Consider the following 15,406-nt stretch of genomic DNA (forward strand, 5'->3'; position numbering starts at 1 on the left):
TCTACATAGTCTTAGTTGCGACATAACTTACCGTCTGCTAAAGTAATAAAGAGATTATAATATTGGAGGAATAGAAATAATGATGGATGCTAATGAAATTATACAATTTATATCAGATAGTAAAAAAAGTACACCTGTAAAGGTATATGTAAAGGGCGAATTAGACAAGCTTTCAGCTTCTAATACAATAAAAACCTTTGTTGATTCTAAAAGTGGAACGATATTTGGTGAGTGGAAGGACATTCAAGCTTACTTAGAAGAAAATAAATCTTTAATTGAAGACTATATTATTGAAAATGATCGCAGAAATTCGGCTATTCCCATGCTTGATTTGAAAAATATTAATGCTCGTATTGAACCTGGTGCAATCATTCGTGACCAAGTTGAAATTGGTGATGGTGCTGTTATTATGATGGGAGCTTCGATTAATATTGGATCAGTTATTGGCGAAGGAACTATGATAGATATGAATGCAGTATTAGGCGGTAGAGCAACTGTAGGTAAGAATTGTCATATTGGAGCAGGTTCTGTTCTTGCAGGGGTAATTGAGCCACCTTCTGCTAAACCAGTAATTGTAGAAGATGATGTTGTGATTGGAGCTAACGTAGTAATTCTAGAAGGAATTACTGTTGGAAAAGGATCTATTGTTGCAGCTGGTTCAATTGTGACAAAAGATGTTGCTCCTAATACGCTTGTTGGTGGAACACCAGCAAAAGTATTAAAGGAAATTGATGAACAGACAAAATCTAAAACTGAAATTAAACAAGAGCTTCGTAAATTAGATAATTAAGGTTGCTGCAGGTATGATGTTACAATTAGAACAAATTCGAAGAGATTTACATCAAATACCAGAATTAGGCTTTCAGGAATTTAAAACGCAAGCGTATCTATTAGAACGAATTAATGAAATTGCAACAGAAAATGTTGAAATAAAAAAATGGAGTACCGGAATACTTGTATATGTTCACGGTAAATCCCCAGCTAGAAAAATTGGTTTTCGTGCAGATATAGATGGATTGCCAATTTTAGAGCAAACGAATCTACCTTATGCATCCTTGCATGAAGGAAGAATGCATGCTTGTGGGCATGATTTACACATGACGATTGCTCTAGGGGCACTGGAAAAACTTATTCAAGATCCAATTAATGATGATGTTATCTTTGTATTCCAACCTGCAGAGGAAGGACCCGGTGGAGCAAAGCCAATGTTAGAATCAGAGGAGTTTCAACAATGGAAACCAGATATGATGTTTGCATTGCATATTGCTCCTGAGCTACCAGTAGGAACTGTTTCTTCTAAAGCTGGTTTATTATTCGCGAATACAAGCGAATTATTTATCGACTTTGAAGGGGTAGGTGGACATGCAGCTTACCCACATTTGACAAAAGATATGACAGTTGCTGCCAGTAATTTTGTAGTTCAATTACAACAAATCGTATCCAGGGGACTAAATCCACTTGATGGGTCAGTGATTACAATTGGAAAAATGGAAAGTGGATATGTTCAAAATGCTATTGCAGAAACAGCTCGCTTAGAAGGAACGATCAGATCTACGGATGCAGATGCAATAGATATGATTAAGAGTAAACTAAATCGGTTAATGAAAGGCTTTGAAATTAGCTATGATTGTACTATAAAAGTAGATTATGGTGCTAATTATTACCAAGTAGTAAATGATGCTACTTATGTGCAGCAATTTGAAAATGTAATAAATCAAACACAAACCATAACTTATCAACAAGCTGATGCCGCAATGACAGGGGAAGACTTTGGTGATATGTTAAAAGAAATTCCTGGATTTATGTTTTGGTTAGGCGTGGATTCTTCTTATGGATTGCATAATGCACGATTAAACCCTAAGGAAGAAGCAATCGATGTTGGAGTAAATGCTGTAATTTCAATGATTACGTCATTTTGATGATAAAAATACAAACAATTAGTACTGCTAGTAAATGCTAATCGTCAAAATGCCCATCAAACCTATGCTTGATAAACAACAAGTGATTATACCTTAATGTAAATGTAAGTACCTGTGGAGAATAATTTTTCCGCAGGTACTTTTATTTTGCGTTGGTTTAAATGCAGTAATTTGTGTCAGATTGTCATTCACTTACATATATAAGAAATGACAATATTTCAAGAGGTGAGTAATATAAATGCGGATTAATGATACTATGCCAGAAAATCTTCATAGACAAGGAAATTGGTATCAAGGTCGTCCAATTCAAACAAAACATTTACTGGGTAATCCAACATTAATTGTATTCTGGTCGGTTAGCTGTAATAGCTGTTTGGTTGCTATAAGACAGTTATCGAGATTACAAAGTAAGTATAATGATGCACAAATACTTTTTATTCATACACCACTAATGGAGGAGGACAATAATTTAAATTTAATTCGTAACAAATCTTCACAATTTAATGTCCATGGATCAAAGATTGCAGATAGAGATGAAAGTTTAAGTAAATTATTTCAAGTAAAATATGTACCTGCATTTTATTTATTCGATCAACAAGGGAAGCTTCGTTACATTCAGTCCGGAAAAAGTAATACATCGTTACTAGATAATAAATTAGCGAGATTATACCGGAAATAGAGTATTTATAAGGAGATTAATTCTTCTAAATAAAATTAATGGTATATACATGCAGATGAAAAGTGTCCGTATTCGTATTGGTGCAAACAAGTTTAAAGCCTATTTTTAAACTTGAGACCATTAGGATATTACACAATCATCTGCTTTTTGTTGTTTAAAAATCGATAGCTATGTAGTAATTAAAGATATAATAGTTAGCAAAAAAATAATTTTAAAAAAATTTAAAAATATAGTGGATATTTATTTCGGAAACCGTTATATTAATAATTACGGTAAAAGTGAAAGGAGGAATAAATTTGGAAACATTTAAGAAACTGAAGCGTTTTTATTGGCCATACAAAAAATATTTTATATGGTCGATACTGTTTATGTTAGTTGTTACTTCGATTACTGTCGTTTATCCGATCATGCTACAAATTACGATTGATGATGTTGTGGTTCAGTCACGTTATGAATTAATTCCATGGATCTGTGGACTTTTCTTAGGGTTAATGGTTATCAAAGGTTTCTCTACTTTTTCATTCCAATATTTAGGCGATTTATTTGGAATGACTTCCGTTTATAAGTTAAGAGAATCTCTTTATGATAAGTTACAAACGTTAGCATTCAAATATTATGATAATGCTAAAACCGGAGATATTATGTCTAGGTTAACTGCTGATGTAGAAGGATTCAGGTTTTTCCTTTCAGTTGGATTTGCGGAATTGTTACGAATTATATCACTTATACTTATTAGTTTATCTATTATGTTTTATTACTCTGTACCATTAGCACTTGTAACAATGGCAGCTATGCCTTTTTTAGCAATTGTTGTTTTTCAATTCGATAAACGTGTACATCCAGCTTTTCGTAATGTAAGAAAATCTTTTGGACAGTTAAATACAAGAGTCCAAGAGAATATAAGCGGGATGAATACTGTCAAATCATTATCTAGAGAAGACTTTGAAATTGGGAGATTTTCTAACAGTAATGATAATTATCGGCAGAAGTATTTATTTACATCAAAATTGTGGGCACGATTCTTTCCGATGATGGAGTTTATCGGTAATGTATCCGCAGTAGTTTTACTTGCTTATGGCGGTTACTTAGTTATCAATGAAACCATGAATCCGGGAGAATTGGTCGCTTTTTTCAGTTTAGTGTGGTATATCATGGGGCCGCTAATGAATTTAGGGTTTATTATTAATCAATTTTCTCAAGCGAAAGCATCTGGAGAGAGATTATTAGAAATATTAGAAGCGAAGGAAGATATTGTTGAGAAGGAATCAGCAATAGAAACAACTATCAAAGGGCATGTTGAGTTTAATGATGTCACTTTAACTTATATTAAGGATGATGATGAAGCATTAAAGAACATTAGCTTTGATGCTCCGCCAGGAAAAACGATTGGATTAATTGGGGCTACCGGATCTGGAAAAACAAGTATTACCCAATTAATTACTCGATTTTATGAACCGGAACAAGGAGAAGTATTGCTTGATGGGCGCCCGGTAAGTGATTATAAGTTAAAGACACTTCGAAGTCAGATTGGGTTTGTGCTACAAGAGCCGTTCCTTTTTTCTACAACAATTCGAGAGAATATATCTTATGGAAATCCTGAGGTTACAGAAGATCAAATAGTTCAGGCTGCAAAAATGGCTCAGGCACATGATTTTATTATGGAGCTACCTAATGGGTACGATACACTTTTAGGAGAGAGAGGGATGGGATTATCAGGAGGTCAAAAACAAAGGATAGCAATTGCGCGTGCAATTTGTATTGATCCAAGTATTCTCATTCTCGATGATGCTACTTCTGCAGTGGATATGCAGACGGAATTTAAGATTCAAAAAGCATTACGTGAAGTAATGAAAAATCGTACTTCCTTTATTATAGCTCATCGTATTTCTTCATTAAAACACGCAGATGAAATTTTAGTATTAGAAGATGGAGAAATTGTAGAGAGAGGTACACATGATGACCTCGTAAACAATAATGGTCCGTATGAACGGATATTTAATATCCAATATCAAGATCGAGAAGAAATCTTGAGTGCGGTAAAATAGGAGGTGGGATAGATGGCGAAAAATAAGGATAATTTAAAATCAGAAAGTAAACATTTACAACGATTTCATTACACAATCGATCAAGCGATTGAAAAACCGTTTAACTGGCAACAAATGTGGAGACTGTTGCAATTTTTAAAACCATATTCGAAGACTTATTTACCAGGAGCAGTCCTGGCTATGATGGTATCAACAGCAATCCGCTTAGCTATACCGATTTTAATTGGTAAAGTAGCATTCGATGTAGCTATTGCAAATAAAGATACTACGTTGTTAACCTATTTAGTTATCGGTATTGCGGTTCTTTATAGTATAAGTTTTGTCGCAAATACATTTCGAATCAAGTGGGTAAATATCTTAGGACAAAATGTTATCTATGATTTGCGACAAAAGTTATTTTCCCACGTGCAACGATTGTCACACCGATTTTTTGATAGTCGTTCAGCAGGTTCTATTTTAGTTCGAATTCTCAATGATATAAATTCTCTGCAGGAATTATTTACGAATGGAATCATCAACTTATTAATGGATTTATTAATGTTATCGGGGATTTTAGTAATTTTATTTGTACTAAGCCCACCACTTGCTTTAGCAGTAATTATTATTATTCCATTGATGTTTTTAATATCAACCACATTACGTCGTAAAATACGTCGTTCATGGCAAGTAGTAAGATTACATCAATCCAGAATGAACTCACATTTAAATGAAGGCATTCAAGGGATGCGTATTACCCAATCTTTCTCACAAGAGAAAGAGAACGCGGAGTTTTTTGACGGTGTAAATTCTGGATTTTTCCAGAGTTTTCGTGATGCAGCTAAGAAGAGTGCTATGTTTCGTCCGCTTGTAGATATTTGTGATGCTGCAGGTACAATTATACTTATTTCTTATGGTGCATACTTAATATTAAATGGAACCATAACTGTAGGTACATTTGTCTCTTTTGCTTTTTTCTTGGGAATGTTTTGGGAACCTATATCACGTCTTGGGCAGATGTATAATCAGCTCTTAATGGCAATGGCATCATCTGAGCGAATTTTTGAATTCCTGGATGAACGCCCAAACGTAGCAGAAAAGAACAATGCGCTTCAAATGGAAGAGATGCGCGGAGAAATCGAATTTGATAAAGTTGAATTCTCATACAATAAAGACAGAATTGCATTGAAAAAACTATCCATTCATATTCATGCTGGAGAGACCATAGCTCTAGTCGGTCATACAGGAAGTGGTAAGTCTACAATTGCGAATTTAATAAGTAGGTTTTATGATCCTACTTCTGGTGCAGTAAAAATTGATGGAAGTGATTTGCGAGATGTTACCATTGATAGTTTGCGACAAAAAATTAGTGTTGTATTACAAGATACATTTATTTTTTCGGGTACAATAATGGAAAATATTCGTTTTGGAAGACCTAATGCAACAGATGAAGAAGTTATTGATGCTGCTAAGGTAGTAGGGGCGGATGATTTTATTCAGCGCCTTGCAGACGGGTATCAGACAGAAGTGGAAGAGAGAGGAAATATTCTTTCAGCTGGAGAAAGACAGTTATTATCGTTTGCAAGAGCTCTGTTAGCAAATCCAAGTATTATTATTCTTGATGAAGCAACTGCCAGTATTGATACAGAATCAGAAGTGAAGATACAGCAGGCATTAAAACGATTATTAAAAGGAAGAACTTCTATCATTATTGCGCATAGATTGTCTACAATTCGAGAAGCAGATAATATTTTTGTTCTTGAACAAGGAGAAGTTTTGGAGCAAGGAAATCATCAATCGTTAATACAACAAAAAGGAAAATATTACGAACTGGTGAAGTCACAGTTTACTATGTTAGATGCAATGTAAAGTAAATGGGGGAGCAATATAAAATTAGTTGCTCCTTTTTTTATGTACTAGTATGATAGATGTAGTTTTAGTTTATAATTGGAGGCTATATAATGAATAAAGATTTTGCTGTAATTGGATTAGGTCGTTTTGGCGGAAGTATTTGTCGAGAGCTTAGCAAAGAAGGAATGCATGTTTTAGCGATTGATTCAGACGAAGAAAGAATAAATGAATATAAGAATATAGCCTATCATACAGTGCTAGCGGACTCAACCGATGAAGATGCGTTAAAAGAAATAGGTATTAGTAATTTCGATCACGTAGTAGTAGCTATAGGAGAAAACATCCAAGCAAGTATACTTACAGCAGTGATTTTAACGGATATGGGAGTAAATAAAATTACGGTTAAAGCACAAAATGATTACCATGAAAAGATTTTAAATAAAATTGGAGTACATCAGGTTGTGCATCCTGAAAGAGATATGGGTAAGCGATTAGCACATAATTTTATTTCAAGTAACATTTTAGACTATCTAGAGTTATCGGATGATCATAGTATTGTTGAAGTAAAGGCAGGAGAAAGAATGATTGGAAAGAGTTTGATTGAACTCGATATCCGAGCTAATTTTGGTTGCAATATTGTAGCTATTAAAAAGGGACATGAAATAAATGTATCCCCAAGTGCTGATCAAGAACTGCGAGAAGGGGATGTACTAATTGTTATTGGAGCAGATAAAGATATCACAAGGTTTGAAAGAGAGCTAGTTATTGATTAATATTTACTTATCAAAAAAAAGAACTATCTACTGGGTTCGGTAACAAATACCTTCCTAAAAGAATAGTTCTTTTTTTGATTTATATAGATAAAAATTGTGTGTTCCGTGGATAGCAAAATATCTGGATATTACCCACGTTGAGGAACAAGGCTATTTCATGAAATAGCCCTCAATAAATATTTGAAAAATCCTGTATATAAAAAAGAAGTTCGACCAGAGTCGAACTTCTTTTAGAAAAGGGGGGGCGTACTAGCTCCACTTCTAAACGAGCGAATGCGCCTTTGTTCTTTAAATCTCCATGATAATTGGAAGTACCATTGGACGTCTTTTTGTTTTTTCATATAGGAATGGAGCAATTGTATCAGTGATTTCATTTTTAATCTCTGACCATTGTGTTGTTTTACGCTCCATTACTTTTTCTAAGTGATTAGACACTAATTTTTGAGCTTGGTTTATTAAGTCTTCAGATTCTCTCATATATACAAAGCCTCGAGAGATAATATCTGGCCCAGAAGCTATCTTGAAGTCACTCATGTTAATGCTCACTACAACAATAACTAATCCTTCTTCAGATAAGATGCGACGATCTCGTAGAACAATATTTCCTATATCACCAATTCCACTACCGTCAACGTATACGGATCCAGAAGGTATTTTCCCAGCAATAGCTGCATGATCCTTGCTTAGTGCTAGAACATCACCATTATCCATTACAAAAGAATTTTCAGCTTCTACATCACATAATTCTCCTAATTTAACATGTTCTTTTAGCATACGATATTCTCCATGTATTGGCATGAAAAATTTCGGACGAATTAAGCGAAGCATTAGTTTTTGTTCTTCTTGACTACCATGACCAGAGGTATGAATATTACTCAACTTACCATGAACAACATCTGCCCCTGCTCGATAAAGTTTATTAATGGTTCTGCTTACGCTGACAGTATTCCCCGGGATTGGAGAGGAAGAGAATACTACAGTGTCTCCAGGAATTAATTGAATTTGTCTATGTGTACCATTTGCAATTCGAGATAGTGCAGCCATTGTTTCACCTTGGGAACCAGTACAGAGGATCGTTACTTCATTTGCAGGAAGACGATTAATCTGGTTACCTTCAATAAATGTATCTTTCGGCGCTTGGATATAACCTAATTCCAGGCCAATATTTATAGCAGATTCCATACTTCTACCAAATACAGCTACTTTACGATTGTACTTAACAGCTGCTTCAACAACTTGTTGTAAACGATAGATGTTGGAAGCAAATGTTGCGAAGATCAATCTACCATCGACTCTGCTGAATATATCGTGAATACTTTCTCCAACGACACGCTCGGACATTGTAAACCCAGGTACTTCACTATTAGTACTATCTGACAGAAGGCATAATACACCTTCTGAACCAATCTCAGCCATTTTTGCAAGGTTAGCGGGTTCACCAACAGGTGTGAAATCAAATTTGAAATCACCAGTATGAACAATGTTACCAGGTGGTGTTTTTACTACGACGCCATAAGAATCAGGGATACTATGTGTCGTACGGAAGAAGCTAACGGATGTTTTTCGGAATTTAATAATATCATCTTCTTGAATGGTAATTAGTTTTGCATTTCTTAGTAAGCCATGCTCTTCTAATTTATTGCGAATTAGTCCAATTGCTAATGGACCTGCGTAAATTGGCACATTAATTTCACGCAGTAAAAATGGAATACCACCAATGTGGTCTTCATGACCATGGGTAATAATTAACCCTTTTATTTTATCTTCGTTTTGTACTAAATACGTATAATCAGGGATAACATAATCAATTCCTAAAAGTTCATCTTCAGGAAATTTAATCCCAGCATCAATTAAAATAATTTCATCTTGAAATTGGATGGCATACGTATTTTTGCCGATTTCACCTAGTCCACCTAGAGCGAAAACAGCAGCTTGATCATTTTTGACAAATTTCATCGGCTACAGGTTCTCCAATTCTAATTTTCCAGTGTCTTTTTCATATTGGAGGTGTGCCTCATCCAACGGTTGAACAAATTCAATATTATAGTTATGGTCACTATCACTTATTTTTTTACGTACTTCACGTATAGTTTCAGCTTCTACGTATAAGCTCTTTGTACGCTCTCTAATTGGAACTTCATTTGGAAGTTCCTGATATAAAACTTTAAAAATCATTTCATCTCTCCTAACATATTAAAAAAATTGTATCTATGATATTACATTCCGTTATATAGGTAAGTTTCCGTGGGCTTACCTAGTTTTGATAAATGGCTTATTGCAGTGATTGGTCATTCATAAAATAAATTCTATCTAAAAGTAGTTGGTACACGTCCTTCTTTGCCTAAAAAATCTTTAAACCGTTTCTTCAGCTTTTCTTTTAGGCGCTTCAGCATGAGGACTCACGTCTCCTTCCAATATTTTATGAAAAGCAACATTAACCCTCTACCGTCCAATCCTCTTATCTATAGTATAGTACGAAATCGTAAATAATTAAATAAAAATCCATAAATTATAAAAAAATAGTTTCGATATTTAATCATCTATATAGTATGTTTTACCAAAGTAAAGATTCTATACGTACGATGTACTGACCCTGGCAGTATTCAATAAAAAAATCCTATATTTAATGTTGTAAGTGAAGTATGTACAAGATGATTATATATAGAGGGCAGCAAGATAAGTGCAATATTGCTTGTTTTGAAGAACAAAGAGGTCTAGCGAAAGAGAATAAAAGAAGGAGGAGTTCCAGTGAATGTCTATTCTGTTTAACTAACATTCAGTGGAGAAAAAGCTTAATCACTGAATGTTAGTTTCATTTTATTTAATTATTGAATAGGGGAGGAATTTTCAGGTATGTTAAAAGGATCTTCTGTATTAATCCGATCGAAAAACATAATTCCATTAATGTGATCAATCTCATGTTGAAATACTATTGCTGGATACCCTTTTAGTCGTAATTTAACTGGTTGGTCATTAATATCGGTAGCTTTGATAGTAATCCTAGCATGGCGAGGGACATACCCTTCTACTGGACGATCGACGGATAAACATCCTTCTCCACTCGATAAATAAGACTGTTCTACTGAATGGCTGATTATTTTAGGATTAACCAATCCCATACTATATAATTTCCCATCTATATCTTCAAAATGGATAGCAATAATCTGCTTTTCAATACCCAATTGGGGAGCTGCTATACCGACACCTGCACGCAATTCGTATTTCTCTGCTATTTCTTCATCCTGACTATTTTTCAAGAATTGCATCATATCTTCTAGTAATTGTTTATCATCTTTTGATAATGGAACCTCCACAACTGCTGCACTTCTTGTTAAAGAAGGGTGGCCCTCACGAACAATATCTTTCATTGTAATCATGATACTATCTCCTTTTCATGTGTAAATTAAGTTATTATTGGGTAATCATATATAATGATAATGAAAATACACTTCATTTTAATACCTCTATCATTTTAACATAATCATATTCATTCCTTCATAGAATATACATAAGATAGAGATATTAAGAGATAATTTACTTTTTCATCAAATTATTTATGGTATAATTTATAAAATATGGTAATCAATGAAACAGAGACATAGGAGGAGTTATAAGTGTTAAAAAGGGGTTTGCTATCGGTATTATCCATTCTATTTATTCTAGTTATTACAGGCTGTAACAATGAAAGTACTGAAGAAAAGATACATAATCATCTGGAAGAGGCTGTTGCATTAGAAGAGGATTTTGAAAATCAACAACAAGAAATTACGGAATTAGAAGAAAAAGAACAAGAGATTTATAATCAAATTATCGATCTTGGTGTAGAAGAAATTGATAAAATCAAAGAGTTAGCAAATGAGGCAACGTCAGTTATTGAAGATAGAGAAGAAAAAATTACTGCTGAAAAGGAAAGTATTGAAGCATCAGAGGAAGAATTTAGCAATATTGAAGAACTAATTAGTGATATTGATAATGAAGAAGCGTTATCCAATGCAGAAAATATGGTAGAAGTAATGAATCAACGATACGAATCTTACTATACATTGAATGATGCATACATGGAATCTTTAAGCTTAGAAAAAGAACTTTATGAACTATTACAAAAAGAAGATTTAGAGCAGGAACAATTAACGGAACAAATAAATGCTGTGAATGATAGTTATGATAAAGTAATTAATGCTAATGAATCTTTTAACGAATATACAGTTGAGTATAATGCTTTGAAAAGAGAGTTTTATGAAAGTACAGATTTAAATGTAACTTATGATGAGGAATCAGAAGCAGAACAGAAAGAATAAAAATATTAAATAATTACACGAAAACACGCGATGATAAGATATCTTATCATCGCGTGTTTTTTGCTGAATAAAGCCCTAAAACTTATTGTTTTCCATATGAATTGTTTGAAGTTCATTAATTTGTTTAATATTGTCGAGGAAAAGAAGACAATACTGTACCTTTTTTATTAATACAGTTTTTATAGGGAACTAATACAGTTTGATTGGGATGTTACCAATTATATAATCGCTTTTTTGAAATCGTTGTTAAATGTGTTTTTTCCAAGAAAACAAAGTGTTTGACCATAATAAGAAAATGAGCTAATATATAGGAGACAAAAAATTGTATCATTATCTTTCTGGATATTTTTGTAACAGATTTCCATGTGAAGAATCACATGGTTACGATATTTATGGAAAGGGTAAACCAATAATATGTAATTTTTTGTGATCTTGGGTAGGCTAGGAAAGAAAATAATAAAGCATATATGGAAAGGAAGAGGTGAACCATTTTGAAACAAGTACTTGAAAATATTGAGAGTCAGTTCGAAATGTTCCAAATTCTAGATGAAAATGGAAAAATAGTTAACAAAGATGATATGCCCGATCTATCTGATGATGAGCTAAAGGAGATTATGAGACGTATGGTATACACACGTATACTTGATCAACGTTCTACTGCTTTAAACCGTCAAGGTAGATTAGGTTTCTATGCACCAACAGCTGGACAAGAAGCTTCTCAACTTGGAAGTCAGTTCGCACTAGAAAAAGAAGACTTCATTTTACCGGGATATCGTGATGTTCCACAATTAATTTGGCAAGGTCTTCCACTATATCAAGCATTCTTATTCTCTAAAGGACATTTTCACGGTAACCAATATCCTGACGAATTAAGAGCTCTTAGCCCACAAATTATTATTGGTGCACAGTATGTACAAACTGCTGGAGTAGCACTTGGAATTAAAAAACGTGGTAATAAAAATGTAGCTATTACTTACACTGGTGATGGTGGTACTTCCCAAGGTGATTTTTATGAAGGTATAAACTTTGCTGGTGCCTATAAAGCTCCTGCAATTTTCGTAGTTCAAAACAATCGTTTTGCTATTTCTGTACCTGTTGAAAAACAAACAAACGCCAAAACATTAGCTCAAAAAGCAGTTGCTGCTGGAATAGAAGGTATTCAGGTTGATGGTATGGATGTTTTAGCGGTATATGCTGCGACTAAATTTGCTCGTGAACGTGCCGTTAATGGTGAGGGACCAACGTTAATCGAAACATTAACTTACCGTTTCGGTCCACATACTTTATCAGGAGACGATCCTACTCGTTACCGTACAGAAGATATGGACAACGAATGGGAGAAAAAAGATCCAATCGTTCGTTTCCGTACGTATCTTGAAAGCAAAAAGCTTTGGTCAGAAGAAGACGAAAACAATGCTATTGAGCAAGCAAAAGAAGATATTAAAAAGGCAATCAAGCAAGCAGAAGAGCAGCCTAAACAAAAAGTAACTGATTTAATTGCGAATATGTACGAAGAGCTACCAACTCATCTACAGGAGCAAAATGAAATTTATAAAGAAAAGGAGTCGAAGTAAATCATGGCACAAATGACAATGATTCAAGCTATCACTGATGCAATGCGCGTAGAATTGAAAAATGATGAAAACGTGCTTGTTTTTGGTGAAGATGTTGGACAAAATGGCGGAGTATTCCGTGCAACAGAAGGTCTTCAAGATGAATTTGGTGAAGATCGTGTGTTTGATACACCACTTGCTGAATCTGGAATCGGTGGACTTGCGATCGGTTTAGCATTAGAAGGATTTCGTCCGGTACCTGAGATTCAATTCTTCGGCTTCGTATATGAAGTAATGGACTCTATTAGTGGACAAATGGCACGTATGCGTTATCGTTCTGGCGGTCATTATAATGCACCGATTACAGTTCGTGCACCATTTGGTGGAGGAGTACACACTCCAGAATTACACGCGGATTCTTTAGAAGGTCTAATGGCTCAACAACCAGGTTTAAAAGTGGTTATTCCTTCAACACCTTACGAAGCAAAAGGTCTATTAATTTCTGCAATCCGTGATAACGATCCGGTTGTATTCTTAGAGCATATGAAATTATATCGTTCTTTCCGTGGCGAAGTTCCTGAAGAAGACTACACTGTTGAAATTGGGAAAGCTGATGTAAAACGCGAAGGTTCTGATGTAACATTAGTATCCTATGGAGCAATGGTACATTCATCCTTGAAAGCTGCTGAAGAATTAGAAAAAGACGGAATTCAAGCAGAAGTAATTGATTTACGTACAGTTTCTCCAATTGATTACGAAACAATCCTAGCATCTGTTAAGAAAACAAATCGCGTAGTCGTTGTACAAGAAGCACAGCGTCAAGCAGGAGTTGCTGGTCAAGTTATTTCTGAAATTCAAGAAAGAGCAATTCTAGACCTAGAGGCGCCAATTCTTCGTGTTAGTGCACCTGATACGGTTTATTCATTCTCTGATGCAGAGGAAACATGGTTGCCTAACCATAATGATATCGTAGAGAAAGTTAATGAAGTAATTAATTTCTAAAATAGTTTAGGAGGTTTCATAGCATGGCATTTAATTTTAAGTTACCGGATATCGGTGAAGGTATACATGAAGGTGAAATAGTAAAATGGTTCGTAAAAGAAGGCGACGAAGTAAAAGAAGATGATGTACTTTGTGAAGTACAAAATGATAAATCCGTTGTAGAAATTCCTTCTCAAGTAGATGGAAAAGTTACAAAGATTCACGTTGCTGAAGGTGACGTTGCAGTTGTAGGAGATACACTAATTTCTTTTGAAGCAGAAGGTTATGATGATGAAGAAGGCGACAGTGCTGATGATTCATCTTCAGATTCAAAAGAAGAGAAATCAACGGATTCGAAAGAAGAAGAAAAAGAAGCTTCTAAAGAAGAGTCAAGTGAGCAATCTGATGATACTCGAGTGATTGCAATGCCTTCTGTACGCAAATTTGCACGTGATAATGATGTTAATATTAAAGATGTTAACGGAACTGGTAAAAATGGACGTATTCTTAAAGAAGATGTAGAAAGCTACCTAAGCGGTGATCAGCCATCTAGTGAAGTAGCCGAGGACAAAGCTGAAGCTTCTTCTGAAGATAAGCAAGAAACGAAAGCTGCACCTCAAGGTCAATATCCAGAGACTCGTGAGAAGATGACTGCAATCCGTAAATCTATTGCTAAATCAATGGTTAACTCGAAATCAAAAGCACCACATGTTACACTAATGGACGAAATTGATGTAACTGAATTAGTAGCACATCGTAAGAAGTTTAAAGCAGTTGCTGCTGAGCAAGATATTAAATTAACTTATTTACCATATGTAGTTAAAGCATTAGTATCTGCGTCTAAGAAATTCCCTATTCTAAATTCTTATATTGATGAGAATACAGATGAAATTGTTGAGAAACATTATTACAACATTGGTATTGCAGCAGACACAGATAGAGGTCTACTAGTTCCAGTTGTAAAAGATTCTGATAAGAAATCTATTTTCCAAATTTCTCAAGAAATCAATGAATTGGCAGGGAAAGCTCGAGATGGTAAACTTAAACCTGATGAGATGAAAGGTGCTTCTAACACTATTTCTAATATTGGTTCTGCTGGTGGACAGTGGTTTACTCCAGTATTAAATTATCCAGAAGCAGTAATTCTAGGTATCGGACGTATTGCTGATAAACCAGTTGTTCGCGATGGAGAAATTGTTGTAGCTCCAGTTCTCTCTGTATCTCTAAGCTTTGATCATCGTATCGTTGACGGCGCAACAGCACAACTTGCACTAAATCAAATTAAACGATTATTGAATGATCCACAATTAATTATGATGGAGGCGTAAGTA

Annotated in this window: 13 protein-coding genes; 10 read left to right on the forward strand and 3 right to left on the reverse strand. The window is 34.6% G+C overall.

Going from position 1 to position 15,406, the window contains the following annotated elements:
* Positions 1–79 precede the first annotated feature (79 nt).
* The 6 genes from dapD (at position 80) to OB_RS07330 (ending at position 7,243) form a co-directional block, all read left to right on the forward strand.
* Positions 80–790 carry a 2,3,4,5-tetrahydropyridine-2,6-dicarboxylate N-acetyltransferase gene (gene dapD / locus OB_RS07305; protein ID WP_011065808.1) on the forward strand — a complete coding sequence of 237 codons (711 nt, stop codon included), beginning with the start codon at positions 80–82 and terminating at the stop codon, positions 788–790.
* A 13-nt stretch (positions 791–803) separates the two neighbouring features.
* A complete protein-coding gene (locus tag OB_RS07310; RefSeq protein ID WP_011065809.1) occupies positions 804–1,919 on the forward strand; it encodes an N-acetyldiaminopimelate deacetylase in 1,116 nt (371 codons plus the stop codon).
* Between the two features lie 238 nt (positions 1,920–2,157).
* A complete protein-coding gene (locus tag OB_RS07315; protein WP_011065810.1) occupies positions 2,158–2,598 on the forward strand; it encodes a TlpA family protein disulfide reductase in 441 nt (146 codons plus the stop codon).
* 296 nt (positions 2,599–2,894) lie between these two features.
* Positions 2,895–4,643 (forward strand): ABC transporter ATP-binding protein, encoded by a 1,749-nt coding sequence (locus OB_RS07320; protein WP_011065811.1) that lies wholly within the window; start codon positions 2,895–2,897, stop codon positions 4,641–4,643.
* A 12-nt stretch (positions 4,644–4,655) separates the two neighbouring features.
* Complete coding sequence (locus OB_RS07325; protein ID WP_011065812.1) at positions 4,656–6,488, forward strand: ABC transporter ATP-binding protein; 1,833 nt, start codon at positions 4,656–4,658, stop codon at positions 6,486–6,488.
* A gap of 92 nt (positions 6,489–6,580) precedes the next feature.
* A complete protein-coding gene (locus tag OB_RS07330; protein ID WP_011065813.1) occupies positions 6,581–7,243 on the forward strand; it encodes a potassium channel family protein in 663 nt (220 codons plus the stop codon).
* A 288-nt stretch (positions 7,244–7,531) separates the two neighbouring features.
* Here OB_RS07330 and rnjA read toward each other — a convergent pair whose 3' ends face one another.
* The 3 genes from rnjA to def form a co-directional block, all read right to left on the reverse strand.
* Positions 7,532–9,199, reverse strand: a complete 1,668-nt coding sequence (gene rnjA, locus OB_RS07335; RefSeq protein ID WP_011065814.1) for a ribonuclease J1 — start codon at positions 9,197–9,199, stop codon at positions 7,532–7,534.
* 3 nt (positions 9,200–9,202) lie between these two features.
* Positions 9,203–9,418 (reverse strand): DNA-dependent RNA polymerase subunit epsilon, encoded by a 216-nt coding sequence (locus OB_RS07340; RefSeq protein ID WP_011065815.1) that lies wholly within the window; start codon positions 9,416–9,418, stop codon positions 9,203–9,205.
* 650 nt (positions 9,419–10,068) lie between these two features.
* Positions 10,069–10,620, reverse strand: a complete 552-nt coding sequence (def, locus tag OB_RS07345; protein ID WP_011065816.1) for a peptide deformylase — start codon at positions 10,618–10,620, stop codon at positions 10,069–10,071.
* 237 nt (positions 10,621–10,857) lie between these two features.
* Here def and OB_RS07350 point away from each other — a divergent pair, with 237 nt between their 5' ends.
* The 4 genes from OB_RS07350 to OB_RS07365 all read left to right on the forward strand — a co-directional run bounded on the left by OB_RS07350 (position 10,858) and on the right by OB_RS07365 (position 15,403).
* The gene (locus OB_RS07350) at positions 10,858–11,541 is read left to right on the forward strand and encodes a YkyA family protein (protein WP_011065817.1); all 684 of its coding nucleotides are present in this window, start codon (positions 10,858–10,860) and stop codon (positions 11,539–11,541) included.
* 491 nt (positions 11,542–12,032) lie between these two features.
* Positions 12,033–13,115, forward strand: coding sequence for a pyruvate dehydrogenase (acetyl-transferring) E1 component subunit alpha (gene pdhA / locus OB_RS07355; RefSeq protein ID WP_011065818.1), 1,083 nt, complete (start codon positions 12,033–12,035; stop codon positions 13,113–13,115).
* A gap of 3 nt (positions 13,116–13,118) precedes the next feature.
* Positions 13,119–14,096, forward strand: a complete 978-nt coding sequence (locus OB_RS07360; RefSeq protein WP_011065819.1) for an alpha-ketoacid dehydrogenase subunit beta — start codon at positions 13,119–13,121, stop codon at positions 14,094–14,096.
* A 23-nt stretch (positions 14,097–14,119) separates the two neighbouring features.
* Positions 14,120–15,403 (forward strand): dihydrolipoamide acetyltransferase family protein, encoded by a 1,284-nt coding sequence (locus OB_RS07365; protein ID WP_011065820.1) that lies wholly within the window; start codon positions 14,120–14,122, stop codon positions 15,401–15,403.
* The last annotated feature ends 3 nt before the right edge of the window (positions 15,404–15,406 follow it).

Source organism: Oceanobacillus iheyensis HTE831, from assembly GCF_000011245.1.
Taxonomy (GTDB): domain Bacteria; phylum Bacillota; class Bacilli; order Bacillales; family Amphibacillaceae; genus Oceanobacillus; species Oceanobacillus iheyensis.